Origin of the sequence: Mycobacterium sp. SMC-15 (genome assembly GCF_045310925.1) — a bacterium.
Taxonomy (GTDB): domain Bacteria; phylum Actinomycetota; class Actinomycetes; order Mycobacteriales; family Mycobacteriaceae; genus Mycobacterium.
In genome coordinates, this window is record NZ_JBJIAJ010000007.1 from 225,800 (window position 1) to 241,041 (window position 15,242).

Sequence of the window (15,242 nt, forward strand, 5' to 3'; positions counted from 1 at the left end):
GGCGCTCTGGTGGGGCATAGGGGTGGATTCGCCCTAGGAAATGGTGCGTAGTGGGGGAATGTGGGGTATCGTGGGCTGACGAAGTCGACATGGCGGGAGGTGGCCGATGTTCCTCGGCACCTATACGCCCAAGCTCGACGACAAGGGGCGGCTCACACTGCCCGCGAAGTTTCGTGATGCGCTGGCAGGAGGGTTGATGGTCACCAAGAGTCAGGACCACAGCCTGGCCGTGTATCCCCGGGCGGAGTTCGAGCAGTTGGCCCGCCGGGCGGCCAAGGCTTCGCGTAGCAACCCGGACGCGCGAGCATTCCTGCGCAACCTGGCCGCGGCCACCGACGAACAGCACCCCGACGCCCAGGGCCGGATCACCTTGTCGCCCGACCACCGTCGCTACGCCAACCTGTCCAAGGAATGCGTGGTCATCGGGTCGGTCGACTACCTGGAGATCTGGGACGCGCAGGCCTGGAGCGACTACCAGCAGACACACGAAGAGAACTTCTCCGCGGCCAGCGATGAAGCACTCAGCGACATCATCTGAGGCGCACGCCCGTGCCTCGTGGCCTCTGTCCGAACCGACCCTGACGTACTTCCCCAACGTCAGGTTCGCGCCGTCGGGCAGGGACCTCGAGGCAAGGGCCTGCGGGCGATCGCAAGCGCGGCGGAGCCGGGCGCTGGGGGTCGCGCGCAGTGGGCCCAGGCTGGCAGCAACTCGTGCAAATCACTGGCCGCAACAGGGAGGTGTTGCTGTGGCCGAACAGGGCGAATTCGGGCATGTACCGGTCTTGCTGGAGCGTTGCGTGGGGCTGCTGGCTCCGGCGCTGACCCGGCAGTCGCCCGACGGCCGGGGCGCGACCCTGGTCGACGCCACGCTGGGGGCCGGCGGGCACACGGAGCGGTTTCTGAGCGAGTTCCCCGGACTGCGGGTCATCGGACTGGACCGCGACATCACCGCTCTCGACATCGCCGGGGCCCGGTTGGCCCGCTTCGCCGACCGCCTCCAGACGGTCCGCACCCGTTACGACGGGATCGCCGCGGCCCTGTCCGAATCAGGCTTGGCCGCAACCGGATCGGTTGACGCGGTGTTGTTCGACCTCGGGGTGTCCTCGATGCAGCTCGACCGGGCGGAGCGGGGATTCTCCTACGCGCAGGACGCGCCGCTGGACATGCGGATGGATCCGCAGGGTGAACTCACCGCCGCAGACATCATCAACACCTACGACGCGGCGGCACTGACCGACATCCTGCGCCGCTTCGGTGAGGAGCGCTTCGCCTCGCGGATCGCCTCCTACATCGTGCGCCGCCGGGCCCAGACTCCGTTCACCTCCACCGGGGAACTGACGGCGCTGCTCTACGAAGCGATTCCGGCGCCGGCGCGACGCACCGGGGGACACCCGGCCAAGCGCACCTTTCAGGCGCTGCGCATCGCGGTCAACGGCGAACTGGACTCGCTGCGGGCCGCGCTGCCGGCGGCGCTGGAGGCGCTGGCGGTAGGCGGGCGGGTGGCGGTGATGTCCTACCAGTCGTTGGAGGACCGCATCGTCAAGCAGCTGTTCGCCGCGGCGACCGCGTCGCGCACACCGGTCGATCTCCCGGTCGAATTGCCCGGTGACGAACCGAAGTTCACGACATTGACACGGGGCGCCGAACGGGCCGAGGCCGATGAGGTCGAGCGCAACCCACGGGCGGGCTCGGTCCGGTTGCGTGCTGTTGAGCGGGTCCAGGCCGGACCGATCGTCGCATCGAGGGGGAAGTGATGGCGACTAAGCGCAAGCCGCCGGCACGGCAGGGCGACCGTCGCCGTAGTAGCCAGGAGAGTGCAACCCGCACCGGCCCGCGGCGCGTCAACGAGCAGGCGCAGGCCCGGGGCCCGCGGCGGCAGCGCGGGGCGGCGCCCGCAGCAGGTCGTGAGTCCAGGCCGCGCACCGGCCCGCAGAAGGCGGCGTCGCTTCGTCCCGACCCTCGTCCGGTACCGCCGAAGAACACCAAACAGGCCAAGGCGCGGGCCAAGGCCCGAAAGGCTAAGGCGCCCAAGGTCCTGCGCGTTCCGCTGCGCGAACGCCTGATCACCCGGCTGGCCTCGGTGGACCTGCGGCCGCGCACGCTGGCGGCCAAGGTTCCGTTCGTCGTGCTGATCATCGGCGCGCTCGGCATCGGGCTGGGAATCACGCTGTGGCTGTCGACGGATGCCGCGGAGCGGTCCTATCAGTTGGGCAACATCAAGGAGCGCAACCGAGTCCTGATGCAGCAGAAGGAAGCACTCGAGCGTGACGTGCTCACCGCTGAGTCCGCGCCGGCGCTTGCCGAGGCGGCCCGCGAACTTGGCATGATCCCGAGCCGGGACACCGCCCACCTGGTTCAGGACCCGGTCGGTAACTGGGTGGTCGTCGGGGTACCGAAGCCCGCCGAGGGAATGCCGCCGCCGCCGCTGAACACCAAGTTGCCCGACGATGTGGCGCCACCGGTCGAGGTGCCGGTTCGGGTGCCGCCGGCCGGGCCGAAGCTCGACAGCCACCATCTGCCCGCCGCGGTGCCCCTTGCTCCGGCGGTGCCCGGCGCGCCGCTGACCATTCCCGGCCTGCCCGGAGTTCCCGGCGCGCCGCCGGCCGGGCCATTGCCTGGGCCCGGCGCGCAGGACATCCCGTCTCTGGCAACGCCGCCAGCCCTCCCGTCCGGCGCCTTGCCGCCCGGGTCGGTGGTGCCGCCCGAGACGGTGATCCCGCTGGACGGCACCCTTGCGCCGTCGGCCGTCCTGCCGCCGGCAGCGGTGCTGCCGCCCGAGGCGCAGTTGCCGTCGCAACCCCCGCTGCCGGCGGATGTACTGACGCCGCCGGTGGTGCCGGGAGCCGCGCGATGAGAAGGACCGCGCGGGGGACCGGCCCGGCACGTCGCGCCGACGGATCGGCCACGGGTGCCAAGCGAAAGACCCGCCGAACCGTTACCCCGCCGGCCAAACCGGCCAACTCCGCCAAGGCCGGTAAGACGCCGAAAACGGCCTCGAAAGCGACTCAGCCAACCGGGCATTCGGCCCGTGAACGTCGAACCCGCCAGGCCACCGAGGTGGGCCTGCGCAGCGCTTCGTTCGTGTTCCGTCATCGCACCGGAAACGCGGTCATCTTCCTGGTGCTGGCGTTGTCGGCGGCTCAACTGTTCTACCTGCAGGTCCCTCGGGCATCCGGGCTGCGGGCCGAAGCCGCCGGCCAACTCAAGGTCACCGACGTTCAGCAGGCGATGCGCGGCGACATCATCGACCGCACCGGCGACAAGCTCGCGTTCACCATCGAGGCCCGGGCGCTGTCCTTCCAGCCGGTCAAGATCGCCAAGCAACTCGCCGACGCTAAGAAGAAGGACCCGTCGGCCCCCGATCCGCAGCTGCGGCTGCAGCAGATCGCCAAGGAGATCTCCACGCGCCTCGGCAACAAGCCGGACTCCGCGGCCCTGCTGAAGAAGCTGCGCAGCAACGAGACCTTCGTCTATCTCGCCCGCGCCGTCGACCCTGCGGTGGCCGAGGTGATCACCGAGAAATGTCCGGAGGTCGGTAGCGAGCGCCAGGACCTGCGGCAGTATCCGGGCGGATCGCTGGCGGCCAACATCATCGGCGGCATCGACTGGGACGGTCACGGCCTGTTGGGTCTGGAGGACTCGATGGACGCCGTGCTGGCCGGAACGGACGGGTCAGTCACCTACGACCGCGGTTCGGACGGCGTGGTGATCCCGGGCAGCTACCGCAACCGGCACAAGGCCGTCAACGGGTCGACGATCCAGCTCACCCTCGACGACGACATTCAGTTCTATGTCCAGCAGCAGGTGCAGCAGGCCAAGAACGTCACCGGGGCACACGACGTGACGGCCGTGGTGCTGGACGCCAAGAGCGGTGAGGTGCTGGCGATGGCCGGCGACAACACCTTCGACCCCTCCCAGGACATCGGGCGCCAGGAGGCCCGTGAGCTCGGCAACCTGGCGGTGTCGTCTCCGTTCGAGCCGGGCTCGGTGAACAAGATCATCACCGCGGCCTCGGTCATCGAGTACGGCCTCGGCCACCCCGACGATGTGCTGCAGGTGCCGGGATCGATCAATGTCGCCGATGTCACCGTCAGCGACGCCTGGGAGCACGGCGTCGCGCCGTACACCGTGACGGGAATCTTCGGAAAGTCCTCCAACGTCGGTACCTTGATGCTGGCGCAACGAGTGGGCCCCGAGCGCTGGTTCGACATGTTGGAGAAGTTCGGACTGGGACAGCGCACCGGCGTAGCCCTGCCCGGTGAGAGCGCCGGGCTGGTCCCGCCGGTGGACCAATGGTCGGGAAGCTCCTTCGCCAACCTGCCGATCGGCCAGGGACTCTCGATGACGCTGCTGCAGATGGCCGGGATGTATCAGGCCATCGCCAACGACGGCCTGCGGATTCCGCCACGGATCATCAAGGCGACCATTTCCGCCGACGGCAGTCGTGCCGAAGAGCCCCGGCCCGAAGGCGTCCGGGTCGTCTCGGAGCAGACCGCGGCGACCGTGCGCAACATGCTGCGCTCGGTGGTGCAACGTGATCCGACCGGCGTTCAGCAGGGCACGGGGTGGCAGGCCGCGGTCGACGGCTACCAGATCGCCGGGAAGACCGGTACCGCGCAGCAGATCAACCCGGCCTGCGGTTGCTACTACGACGACGTCTACTGGATCACCTTCGCCGGGATAGCGCCGGCGGACAATCCGCGCTACGTGATCGGCCTGATGATGAACAACCCCCACCGCGCCGCGGACGGGTCGCCCGGCACCTCGGCGGCACCGTTGTTCCACAACATCGCGGGGTGGTTGTTGCAGCGCCACAACGTGCCGTTGTCCCCGGACCCGGGCCCGCCGCTGGTCCTGCAGGCGATGTAGCCGCCGCCAACCGCCGATCCGTCGACTCGCGTCCGTAAAAAAAGACGTGATTCCGTCGTTTTGCCGGTCGTCCTGTGGTTATCGTTCGGACAACGCGGGGGCAAAGGGGGTCCCGGCGCCGAAGAGAAAGGGTCGATCATGGCCCGAAAAACCATTGCGGTCGGTTACGCAATTCCGGGGGTTCTCGCCGCGGCGGCAGGAATCGTCGCTGGGGGGCTGCTCGGCACACCCATCGCCAGTGACCATCACGGCAGCGGCTGTTTCATGACCAAAGAGGGAACCTGCGAGGACGTGCCGGACCCGACCCAGTACGGATGTGCGCCCGGGGACTTCCAATGCATGTTCGACAAGAAGCTCAAGCAGCCGCTGCCACCTTCTGACGGCTGAACCGGGCCTATGCGGCGGTCCCAGCTTCGGCTCTCCTTCGTCGAGCCTCGCTGAACCGCCGGGCCCAATGCGGCGGTCCCAGCTTCGCCGGACAATCGCCGCCATCGTGACTCGCCGTCGGCCCAAGCCGTATCGCCTGCGCTGTGGACAGGGTCCGCCTAGGTAGTCTCAGGGCCGATCCGGACGACCCGGCCGCAGCGAATGGAGGTGATGGCGGTGCCCGCTGCTCTGCGCCCCGACGTCGGTGCAGGCACGTCGCTGCGGGTGCTCGCGGCCCAGATCGGGGCGGTCGCGGTAACCGGTGATGTGGTGCCGGACCTGCCGATCACCGGGTTGACCCTGCGCGCCCAGGACGTGCGACCCGGTGACCTGTTCGCGGCGTTGCCCGGGGCGACCACGCACGGCGCACGATTCGCCGCCGACGCGGTCGCCCGGGGCGCTGCCGCGGTGCTTTCCGACGGGGCCGGGGTCACCGAGATCGCCGACGGCGCAGCACTTCCCGGTATCCCGGTGCTGGTTCATCCGGCGCCCCGCGCCGCGCTCGGCGAACTCGCCGCGCAGGTCTACGGGCATCCCTGCGATCGGCTCCCGGTCATCGGCATCACCGGGACCTCGGGCAAGACCACCACCACCTATCTGGTCGAGGCCGGACTGCGGGCCGCGGGCCGCACCGCCGGCCTGATCGGCACGGTCGGGGTCCGCATCGACGGCGTCGACCTGCCCAGCGCCTTGACCACCCCCGAGGCGCCCGCGCTGCAGGCGCTGCTGGCCGCGATGGCGCAGCGTGGGGTGGACACCGCGGTGATGGAGGTGTCCAGTCATGCCCTGACATTGGGCCGGGTCGACGGCACCCGATTCGCGGTGGGCGCCTTCACCAACCTGTCCCGCGATCATCTCGACTTCCACCCGACCATGGCGGACTACTTCGAGGCCAAGGCCCGGCTGTTCGATCCGGCTTCGCCGCTGCACGCCGCCCGCTCGGTGGTCTGTATCGACGACGACGCCGGCGCGGCGATGGCCACGCGTGCCACCGCGCCGGTCACCGTCAGCGCGACGGGCCGCCCCGCGGACTGGGGCCTACAGCGGATGACGACGCGCGGATCTCGGGGCCGGGAGTTCATCGCCGTCGACCCCGCCGGTGTGCACCACCCGATCGGCATCGGGTTGCCCGGCGACTACAACGTGGCCAACTGCCTTGTGGCGCTGGCCATTCTCGATGCGGTCGGAGTGTCGCCGGAGCAGGCGGCGCCGGGCCTGCGGGCGGCGCGGGTGCCGGGACGGATGGAGCCGATCGACCGTGGTCAGGGCTTCCTGGCGCTGGTCGACTACGCGCACAAGCCCGGGGCGCTGGCAGCGGTACTGGCGACCCTGCGCCAGGAGCTGCGTGCGGGCAGCGGGCGCCTGGCCGTGGTGTTCGGCGCCGGCGGCGACCGCGACCACGGCAAGCGCGAGCCGATGGGACGGATCGCCGCCGAGAACGCCGACCTGGTCGTGGTCACCGACGACAACCCGCGGGGGGAAGACCCCGCCGACATCCGGCGCGCCGTGCTGGCCGGTGCCGCCGCCGGTAGTGCCCAGGTGGTCGAGATCGGCGACCGGCGGGCCGCGATCGAGCACGCGGTGGCCTGGGCCCAGCCCGGCGATGTGGTGCTGATCGCGGGTAAGGGACACGAGACCGGGCAGACCGCCGCCGGGCACACCCAGCCGTTCGACGACCGGGTGGAGCTGGCAGCCGCCCTGGAGCGGCACCGATGATCGCGCTGACCGTCGCGCAGATAGCCGAGATCGTCGGCGGCCGGCTGGCCGACATCACCCCGCAGCAGGCCGCGCGCACCGTTGTCACCGGCACCGTGGAATTCGATTCGCGCCGGATCGCCCCGGGGGCGCTGTTTCTGGCCCTGCCCGGCGCGCGGGCCGACGGCCACGACCACGCGGCCTCGGCGGTGAATGCCGGCGCGGTGGCGGTGCTGGCGGCCCGTCCGGTCGGGGTCCCGGCCGTTGTCGTGGAACCGGTCGCATCCGAGAGTCGATCCGGTGCGCTCGAGCATGATGACGAGGCCGGATCCGGAGCCGCGGTGCTGGCCGCACTGGCGAAACTGGCCGGTGCGGTGGCCGCCGACCTGGTGGCCAAGGGACTGACGATCGTCGGCGTGACCGGGTCGTCGGGCAAGACCTCCACCAAGGACCTGATCGCCGCGGTGCTGGCGCCGCTGGGGGAGGTGATCGCCCCGCCCGGATCGTTCAACAACGAGCTGGGTCACCCGTGGACGGTGCTGCGGGCCGACGAGAACACCGACTTCCTGGTCCTCGAGCTGTCTGCGCGGCATCGCGGCAACATCGCCGCGCTGGCGGCGATCGCCCCGCCGCAGATCGCGGTGGTACTCAACGTCGGGACCGCGCACCTGGGCGAGTTCGGTTCCCGGGAGGCGATCGCCGAGACCAAAGCCGAGCTGGCACAAGCTGTTCCGGAAACCGGTGTGGTGATCCTCAACGTCGATGACTCGGCGGTGGCCGCGATGGCCGACAAGACCGTCGCACGGGTGGTGCGGGTCAGCCGCACCGCTGGCGCCGACGTGTGGTCCGGTCCGGTGGTGCTCGACGAGCTGGCTCGCCCGCGGTTCGCCCTGCACGCCGGTGGCGAAGCCGACGTCGCGGTGTCGCTCGGGGTGTCGGGCGACCACCAGGTCGGCAACGCGCTGTGCGCCGCTGCCGTGGCCTTGGAATGCGGTGCCACGCCGCAGCAGGTGGCCGACGCCCTGGCCGGCGCCGGGCCGGCCTCGCAGCACCGGATGCAGGTCAGTACCCGCGCCGACGGCGTGACCGTGATCGACGACTCCTACAACGCCAACCCCGACTCCATGCGGGCAGCGCTGCAGGCGCTGGCCTGGATCGCGCGCGGTGAGAATCCGGGGGCGAAGCGCCACAGCTGGGCCGTGCTGGGGGAGATGGCCGAGCTCGGTGAGGACGCGATATCTGAGCATGACCGCATCGGACGGCTCGCGGTGCGCTTAGATGTGTCTCGTCTCATTGTCGTCGGAGTAGGGAGATCGATGGGCGCGATGCTGCACGGCGCAGTGATGGAGGGATCCTGGGGCGCCGAAGCCACCGCGGTACCCGACGTCGATGCCGCCCTGGCCCTGTTGCGCGCCGAACTGCAGGCGGGGGACGTGGTACTGGTCAAGGCGTCGAACTCCGCGGGCCTGACCGCGCTGGCTGAGGCGCTGACCAGCGAAAACCCGGGAGATCGCCGATGATAATGATCCTCATCGCGGCCGGAGTCGCGCTGCTGGTCGCGATCCTGCTGACCCCGGTGTTGATCCGGGTGTTCACCAAGCAGGGTTTCGGGCAGGAGATCCGCGAGGACGGCCCGGCCAGCCACCAGAGCAAACGCGGGACTCCCTCGATGGGCGGCGTGGCCATCGTGGCCGGGATCTGGGCGGGGTACCTGGCCGCTGAACTGGCCGGCCTGGTGTTCTACGGGACCGGGCCGACGGCGTCGGGCCTGCTGGTCCTGGGGCTGGCCACCGCGCTGGGCGGCGTCGGCTTCCTCGACGACCTGATCAAGATCCGCCGCTCGCGCAACCTCGGTCTGAACAAGACCGCCAAGACCGTCGGGCAGGTCACCGCGGCGACCCTGTTCGGTCTGCTGGTGCTGTGCTTCCGCAACAGCTCCGGCCTGACCCCGGGCAGCCTGCAACTGTCCTATGTGCGCGACATCGCCACCGTCACGCTGCCCGCGGCGGTGTTCGTGCTCTTCGTGATCCTGATCGTCAGCGCCTGGTCGAACGCGGTCAATTTCACCGACGGCCTGGACGGCCTGGCCGCCGGATCCATGGCGATGGTCAGCGCCGCCTACGTGCTGATCACCGTGATGCAGCACCGCAACGCCTGCGCGATCGCACCCGGACTGGGCTGCTACAACGTGCGCGACCCGCTGGACCTGGCGCTGATCGCCGCCGCGACCGCGGGCGCCTGCATCGGGTTCCTGTGGTGGAATGCCGCCCCGGCGAAGATCTTCATGGGTGACACCGGCTCGCTGGCATTGGGCGGCGTGATCGCCGGAATGTCGATCACCACCCGCACCGAGATCCTCGCGGTGGTGCTCGGCGGGCTCTTCGTCGCCGAGATCACCTCGGTGGTCGTGCAGATCCTGGCGTTCCGCAGCACCGGCCGCCGAGTGTTCCGGATGGCCCCGTTCCATCACCACTTCGAGCTGGCCGGCTGGGCCGAGACCACGGTGATCATCCGGTTCTGGCTGCTCACCGCCATCGCCTGCGGATTGGGCGTCTCCATGTTCTACGGCGAGTGGTTCACCGCCGTAGGTGGCTGACATGCCCGAGTTGGCCCCGTTGTCGGCCGGTGCGCGGGTGCTGGTCGCCGGGGCCGGCGTCACCGGCCGGGCCATCCTCAATGCGTTGGCGCCGTTCGGGCTGGACGTGACGCTATGCGACGACAACGCGGCCGCGCTGCAAGCCCATCCCGAGGTCACGACCTGCACCCCGGACGAGGCTGCCGCGCAGATCGAGGGCTACACGCTGGTGGTCACCAGCCCCGGATTCGGCCCGGACACACCGGTGTTGGCCGCCGCCGCGGCGGCCGGGGTGCCGATCTGGGGTGATGTGGAGCTGGCTTGGCGCCTCGACGTCGCGGGCCACTACGGGCCGCCGCGGCGCTGGCTGGTGGTGACCGGCACCAACGGCAAGACCACGACCACGTCGATGCTGCACGCCATGCTGTTGGCCGCGGGCCGCCGTGCCCAGTTGTGCGGCAACATCGGCAGTCCCGTACTCGACGTGCTGGGACCGGCGCATGAATCCGAACTGCTGGCCGTCGAGCTGTCCAGTTTCCAGCTGCACTGGGCCCCGTCGCTGCGCCCCGAGGCCGGCGCCGTGCTCAACATCGCCGAGGACCACCTGGACTGGCACGGCAGCATGGCCGCCTACACCGCCGACAAGGCGCGGGCGCTGGCCGGCCGGGTAGCCGTGGTCGGGATGGACGACGCGCCTGCCGCGGCGCTGCTCGACACCGCCCCCGCCGCGGTGAAGGTGGGTTTCCGGCTCGGCGAACCGGCTCCCGGTGAGCTCGGCGTGATCGACGGCATGCTGGTGGACCGGGCCTTTGTGGCAGCGGGGGCCGGCGAGGTGGCGCTGGCCGCGGCAGCGTCGATACCGGTGCCCGGGCCGGTCGGGATCCTGGACGCGCTGGCTGCCGCCGCGCTGGCCCGCAGCGTCGACGTGCCCCCGGAGGCGATCGCCGCCGCGCTGGCGGCGTTCCAGGTCGGGCGCCATCGCGCCGAACTGGTCGTCGTCGACGGCGGGATCAGCTACGTCGACGACTCCAAGGCCACCAACCCGCACGCGGCCGAGGCATCGGTGCTGGCCCACCCCCGGGTGATCTGGGTGGCGGGCGGACTGCTCAAGGGCGCCGCGATCGCCCCGACCGTCGCCAGAATCGCTCCTCACCTGGCCGGGGCCGTACTGATCGGCCGAGATCGCGGCGAGGTTGCCAAGGCGTTATCACGACACGCACCGGATGTCCCCGTCGTCCACGTTGTGACGGGCGAGGATAGTGATATGGGTGATACTGCTGTGTCTCCAGTTACTCATGTGAAGCGAGTAGCTGATGGGGCCGATGAGACGCTGGGCTCGCGGGTGATGACGGCGGTGGTGGCCGCCGCCCGCGACTTGGCCCGGCCCGGTGACACGGTGCTGCTGGCTCCGGCGGGGGCATCCTTTGACCAGTTCTCCGGCTACGGCGCCCGGGGCGACGCATTCGCCGCCGCTGCGCGTTCCGCGGCGGGATCGGCGTGATCGGCATCCTGGCCCGGCTGCGGCGGGATGCCGGGGCCCCAGCAGCCGCTGCCGCCTCCTCCGACCAAACTGCGGACAAGCCCGCTAAGGCCGAGCCGCGCACCCGGTTCGGCGCCTGGCTGGGCCGGCCGATGACGTCATTCCATCTGATCGTGGCCGTGGCCGCACTGCTGACCACGCTCGGCCTGATCATGGTGCTGTCGGCCTCCGGGGTGGAGTCCTACGGCACCGACGGGTCCGCGTGGCGGATCTTCGGCAAGCAGGTGCTGTGGACCGTGATCGGGCTGGTCGGCTGCTATGTGGCATTGCGGATGCCGGTCCGGTTCATGCGCCGGATGGCTTTCGCCGGTTTCGCCTTCACCATCGTCCTGCTGGTGCTGGTGCTGATCCCGGGCATCGGCACGTTGTCCAACGGCTCCCGCGGCTGGTTCGTCGTCGCCGGCTTCTCCATGCAGCCCTCCGAGCTGGCCAAGATCGCCTTCGTCATCTGGGGCGCACACCTGTTGGCGAGCCGGCGCATGGAGCGGGCAACGCTGGGCGAGATGCTGGTCCCGCTGGTGCCGGCCGCCGTGGTCGCACTGGTGCTGATCGTCGCCCAGCCCGACCTGGGGCAGACGGTCTCGCTGGGCATCATCCTGCTGTCGCTGCTGTGGTACGCCGGGCTACCGCTGCGGGTGTTCCTCACTTCGCTGACGGCCATCGTCGCCGCCGCCGCGATCATGGCGGTGACCGAGGGCTACCGCTCCGACCGGGTGCGGTCCTGGCTGGACCCCGACGCCGACCTGCAGGGCGCCGGTTACCAGGCACGGCAGGCGAAGTTCGCGTTGGCCAACGGCGGCATCTTCGGCGACGGCCTGGGGCAGGGCACCGCGAAATGGAACTACCTGCCCAACGCGCACAACGACTTCATCTTCGCCATCATCGGCGAGGAGCTCGGCTTCATCGGCGGCTTCGGACTGCTGGCGCTGTTCGGGCTGTTCGCCTACACCGGCATGCGGATCGCCAAGCGCTCCGCGGACCCGTTCCTGCGGCTGTTGACGGCGGCCACCACGATGTGGGTGATCGGCCAGTCGTTCATCAACGTCGGCTACGTGATCGGGCTTTTGCCCGTCACCGGAATCCAACTCCCGCTCATCTCTGCGGGCGGAACCTCCACGGCAACAACGCTGTTCATGGTCGGAATCATGGCCAACGCGGCCCGGCACGAACCGGAGGCCGTGGCGGCGCTGCGGGCCGGCCAGGATGACCGGATGAACCGGATCCTGCGGCTGCCGCTGCCCGAGCCGTACTCGCCGACTCGTCTGGAGGCGCTGCGCGACCGGCTGCGCTCGCGTCCGCAGCCGGCCACCCGGCCAAGAACAGCCCAGTCGACCGGGCAGACTCCGGCGCGGTCGGGCCGGCAGCGCACCGCCGCGCAGGCGCCGGCCCGGGCAGCCAGTCGAGGCGCGGGGCGCGCAGGGCAAAATGGAGGCGGCCGGCGTCATGCCGGGGCGCGTCCGACCGGCGGACGCGTACGGGCATTGGAAGGTCAGCGATAAGGGAGTGAACGACTCGGTCATCTCATCGGACCGCGGTGCGTCGTTATCGGTAGTCCTTGCCGGCGGAGGCACTGCCGGCCATGTCGAGCCTGCGATGGCGGTTGCCGACGCGCTTCGCGCCCTGGACGCCGACGTCCGGATCACCGCGCTGGGCACCGCCCGCGGTCTGGAGACCCGGCTGGTGCCGGCCCGCGGCTACGACCTGGAGTTGATCACCCCGGTGCCGTTGCCCCGCAAGATCAACGCCGACCTCGCCCGGCTGCCGCTGCGGGTGCTGCGGGCGGTCCGGGAGACCCGGGCGGTGCTGCGCGACGTGCAGGCCGACGTGGTGATCGGCTTCGGCGGCTACGTGGCGCTACCGGCGTATCTGGCCGCGCGCGGTCTGGTCGGAAAGCGCGTGCCGGTGGTGATCCACGAGGCCAACGCCCGCGCCGGCCTGGCCAACCGCGTCGGCGCTCGGGGCGCGCAGCGGGTGCTGTCGGCCGTTGCCGATTGCGGTCTGGACAACACGGAGGTGGTCGGGGTGCCGGTCCGCGCGGCGATCACCACATTGGACCGGGCGGCGCTGCGTGCGGCGGCCCGCGCCGAATTCGGCTTCTCCGATGATGCCCGGGTACTGCTGGTGTTCGGCGGATCGCAGGGGGCCCGGTCGATCAACCAGGCGGTGGCCGGGGCGGCCAAACAACTTGCTGCCGCTGGCGTTTCGGTGCTGCACGCGCACGGACCGAAGAACACCCTGGACCTGCCGGAGCCAGGCGCGGGTGATCCGCCGTACGTCGCGGTGCCCTACCTGGACCGGATGGACTTGGCCTATGCGGCCGCGGACTTGGCGATCTGCCGCTCCGGGGCGATGACCGTTGCCGAAGTGTCGGCGGTCGGGCTGCCCGCGGTCTACGTGCCGCTGCCGATCGGCAACGGTGAACAGCGCCTCAACGCACTTCCGGTGGTCAACGCCGGGGGCGGAATCTTGGTCGACGACGCGTCGCTGACCCCGGATTTCGTGGCCGACACCGTCGCCGGGCTGCTCACCGATGAGGCGCGGCTGGCCGCGATGACCAGTGCCGCGGTCCTGGCCGGGCATCCGGAGGCGGCGCGACGGGTGGCTTCCGTCGCACTGGATGTCGCCGCTGCTCGGCGATCGAGGAGTGGCACATGAGCTCCGACCAACTGCCGCCGGAGCTGAGCCGGGTGCACATGGTCGGCATCGGGGGAGCGGGCATGTCCGGCATCGCCCGCATCCTGCTGGACCGCGGGGGCCTCGTCTCGGGCTCGGATGCCAAGGAGTCCCGCGGAATTCACGCGCTGCGGGCCCGGGGCGCGCAGGTGCGCATCGGCCACGACGCGTCGGCCCTGGACCTGCTGCCCGGCGGGGTCACCACGGTGGTCACCACCCACGCGGCGATCCCCAAGACCAACCCCGAACTCGTCGAGGCCCGTCGCCGCGGCATCCCGGTGGTGTTGCGCCCGGCGGTGCTGGCGAAGCTGATGGCCGGGCGTACCACGCTGATGGTCACCGGCACCCACGGCAAGACGACCACGACGTCGATGCTGGTGGTCGCGTTGCAGCACTGTGGGCTGGATCCGTCGTTCGCGGTCGGCGGCGAATTGGGTTCTGCCGGTGCAGAAGCCGGCACCAACGCCCATCACGGCAGCGGGCCGCTGTTCGTCGCCGAGGCCGACGAGAGCGACGGCTCGCTGTTGGAGTACACCCCCAACGTCGCGGTGGTGACCAACATCGAGGCCGATCACCTCGACTTCTTCGGCAGTGCCGAGGCCTACACGCAGGTGTTCGACGCGTTCGTCGAGCGCATCGCGCCGGGTGGGGCGGCGGTGGTATGCGTCGATGACCCCGGCGGCGCCGAGCTGGCCGACCGCACTGCGGCACAGGGCATCCGGGTACTGCGCTACGGCAGCGAAGGCACCGGGACGGCGGCGCTCGACGGCGAGCTGGTCAGTTGGGAGCAGCAGGGAACCGGAGCGGTCGCCGAGATCACGCTGGCCGGGACGGTCGAGCGCAGGGCGATGCGACTCTCGGTCCCCGGACGCCACATGGCGCTCAACGCCCTCGGTGCGCTGCTGGCGGCGGTCGAGGTCGGCGCGCCGCTGGACGCGGTGCTCGACGGCCTGGCCGGGTTCGACGGGGTGCGCCGCCGATTCGAGCTGGTCGGGTCGGCGGGCGCCACGGGGTCGGTGCGGGTCTTCGACGACTACGCGCACCATCCCACCGAGATCGCCGCGACGCTGACCGCGGTCCGCGCCCTGCTGGACGAGCAGGGGACGGGGCGCAGCCTGGTGGTGTTCCAACCGCATCTGTATTCGCGGACAAAGGAGTTCGCCGCAGAGTTCGGCCGCTCACTGGACGGTGCCGACGAAGTTTTCGTCCTGGACGTCTACGGCGCGCGCGAGCAGCCGTTGCCCGGGGTGAGCGGCGCCAGTGTGGCCGAACACGTCAGCGTGCCGGTGCATTACCTGCCGGACTTCTCCGCGGTGCCCGAGGCGGTGGCCGCGGCGGCCGGTGCGGGTGACGTGATCATCACCATGGGTGCCGGCGACGTCACCGTGCTGGGACCGGAGATCGTCACCGCGCTGCGGGCGCGCAGCGATCGGACCCCTCCCGGCCGCCCGGGCGCGTTGTGAC

Annotated in this window: 12 protein-coding genes; all 12 read left to right on the top strand. The window is 70.6% G+C overall.

Translation table 11 applies throughout. The features are described from left to right. The first annotated feature begins 106 nt into the window (after positions 1-106). The 12 genes from mraZ (at position 107) to murC (ending at position 15,241) form a co-directional block, all read left to right on the top strand. The gene (gene mraZ, locus ACJH71_RS12750; protein ID WP_024440488.1) at positions 107-538 is read left to right on the top strand and encodes a division/cell wall cluster transcriptional repressor MraZ; all 432 of its coding nucleotides are present in this window, start codon (positions 107-109) and stop codon (positions 536-538) included. After that, positions 513-1,754 (top strand): 16S rRNA (cytosine(1402)-N(4))-methyltransferase RsmH, encoded by a 1,242-nt coding sequence (gene rsmH, locus ACJH71_RS12755; RefSeq protein ID WP_406758374.1) that lies wholly within the window; start codon positions 513-515, stop codon positions 1,752-1,754. The genes mraZ and rsmH overlap by 26 nt, the downstream gene beginning before the upstream one ends. Continuing rightward, positions 1,751-2,854 carry a hypothetical protein gene (locus ACJH71_RS12760; RefSeq protein ID WP_406758375.1) on the top strand — a complete coding sequence of 368 codons (1,104 nt, stop codon included), beginning with the start codon at positions 1,751-1,753 and terminating at the stop codon, positions 2,852-2,854. Before rsmH ends, ACJH71_RS12760 begins: the two co-directional genes overlap by 4 nt. After that, a complete protein-coding gene (locus ACJH71_RS12765) occupies positions 2,851-4,869 on the top strand; it encodes a peptidoglycan D,D-transpeptidase FtsI family protein (protein WP_406758376.1) in 2,019 nt (672 codons plus the stop codon). The genes ACJH71_RS12760 and ACJH71_RS12765 overlap by 4 nt, the downstream gene beginning before the upstream one ends. A 138-nt stretch (positions 4,870-5,007) precedes the next feature. After that, complete coding sequence (locus ACJH71_RS12770; protein WP_406758377.1) at positions 5,008-5,256, top strand: hypothetical protein; 249 nt, start codon at positions 5,008-5,010, stop codon at positions 5,254-5,256. A 210-nt stretch (positions 5,257-5,466) separates the two neighbouring features. Further along, positions 5,467-7,011 carry a UDP-N-acetylmuramoyl-L-alanyl-D-glutamate--2,6-diaminopimelate ligase gene (locus ACJH71_RS12775; RefSeq protein WP_406758378.1) on the top strand — a complete coding sequence of 515 codons (1,545 nt, stop codon included), beginning with the start codon at positions 5,467-5,469 and terminating at the stop codon, positions 7,009-7,011. Then, positions 7,008-8,510 carry a UDP-N-acetylmuramoyl-tripeptide--D-alanyl-D-alanine ligase gene (gene murF / locus ACJH71_RS12780; RefSeq protein ID WP_406758379.1) on the top strand — a complete coding sequence of 501 codons (1,503 nt, stop codon included), beginning with the start codon at positions 7,008-7,010 and terminating at the stop codon, positions 8,508-8,510. The genes ACJH71_RS12775 and murF overlap by 4 nt, the downstream gene beginning before the upstream one ends. Next, positions 8,507-9,586, top strand: a complete 1,080-nt coding sequence (gene mraY / locus ACJH71_RS12785) for a phospho-N-acetylmuramoyl-pentapeptide-transferase (RefSeq protein ID WP_064888321.1) — start codon at positions 8,507-8,509, stop codon at positions 9,584-9,586. The genes murF and mraY overlap by 4 nt, the downstream gene beginning before the upstream one ends. Before the next feature lies 1 nt (position 9,587). Continuing rightward, positions 9,588-11,066 (top strand): UDP-N-acetylmuramoyl-L-alanine--D-glutamate ligase, encoded by a 1,479-nt coding sequence (gene murD / locus ACJH71_RS12790; protein WP_406758380.1) that lies wholly within the window; start codon positions 9,588-9,590, stop codon positions 11,064-11,066. Continuing rightward, positions 11,063-12,604, top strand: a complete 1,542-nt coding sequence (gene ftsW / locus ACJH71_RS12795) for a putative lipid II flippase FtsW (protein WP_406758381.1) — start codon at positions 11,063-11,065, stop codon at positions 12,602-12,604. The genes murD and ftsW overlap by 4 nt, the downstream gene beginning before the upstream one ends. Then, complete coding sequence (murG, locus tag ACJH71_RS12800) at positions 12,531-13,760, top strand: undecaprenyldiphospho-muramoylpentapeptide beta-N-acetylglucosaminyltransferase (RefSeq protein ID WP_406758382.1); 1,230 nt, start codon at positions 12,531-12,533, stop codon at positions 13,758-13,760. The genes ftsW and murG overlap by 74 nt, the downstream gene beginning before the upstream one ends. Further along, on the top strand, positions 13,757-15,241 hold the full coding sequence (gene murC / locus ACJH71_RS12805; RefSeq protein WP_406758383.1) for a UDP-N-acetylmuramate--L-alanine ligase: 1,485 nt from the start codon (positions 13,757-13,759) through the stop codon (positions 15,239-15,241). Before murG ends, murC begins: the two co-directional genes overlap by 4 nt. The last annotated feature ends 1 nt before the right edge of the window (position 15,242 follow it).

Excerpts from the sequence above, each read along its gene's own strand:
- mraZ (WP_024440488.1), top strand. The coding sequence starts at position 107 with ATGTTCCTCGGCACCTATACGCCCAAGCTCGACGACAAGGGGCGGCTC.
- rsmH (WP_406758374.1), top strand. The coding sequence starts at position 513 with ATGAAGCACTCAGCGACATCATCTGAGGCGCACGCCCGTGCCTCGTGG.
- murF (WP_406758379.1), top strand. The coding sequence starts at position 7,008 with ATGATCGCGCTGACCGTCGCGCAGATAGCCGAGATCGTCGGCGGCCGG.
- ACJH71_RS12765 (WP_406758376.1), top strand. The coding sequence starts at position 2,851 with ATGAGAAGGACCGCGCGGGGGACCGGCCCGGCACGTCGCGCCGACGGA.
- mraY (WP_064888321.1), top strand. The coding sequence starts at position 8,507 with ATGATAATGATCCTCATCGCGGCCGGAGTCGCGCTGCTGGTCGCGATC.
- ACJH71_RS12775 (WP_406758378.1), top strand. The coding sequence starts at position 5,467 with ATGGCGGTGCCCGCTGCTCTGCGCCCCGACGTCGGTGCAGGCACGTCG.
- murG (WP_406758382.1), top strand. The coding sequence starts at position 12,531 with ATGGAGGCGGCCGGCGTCATGCCGGGGCGCGTCCGACCGGCGGACGCG.
- murD (WP_406758380.1), top strand. The coding sequence starts at position 9,588 with ATGCCCGAGTTGGCCCCGTTGTCGGCCGGTGCGCGGGTGCTGGTCGCC.
- ACJH71_RS12770 (WP_406758377.1), top strand. The coding sequence starts at position 5,008 with ATGGCCCGAAAAACCATTGCGGTCGGTTACGCAATTCCGGGGGTTCTC.
- murC (WP_406758383.1), top strand. The coding sequence starts at position 13,757 with ATGAGCTCCGACCAACTGCCGCCGGAGCTGAGCCGGGTGCACATGGTC.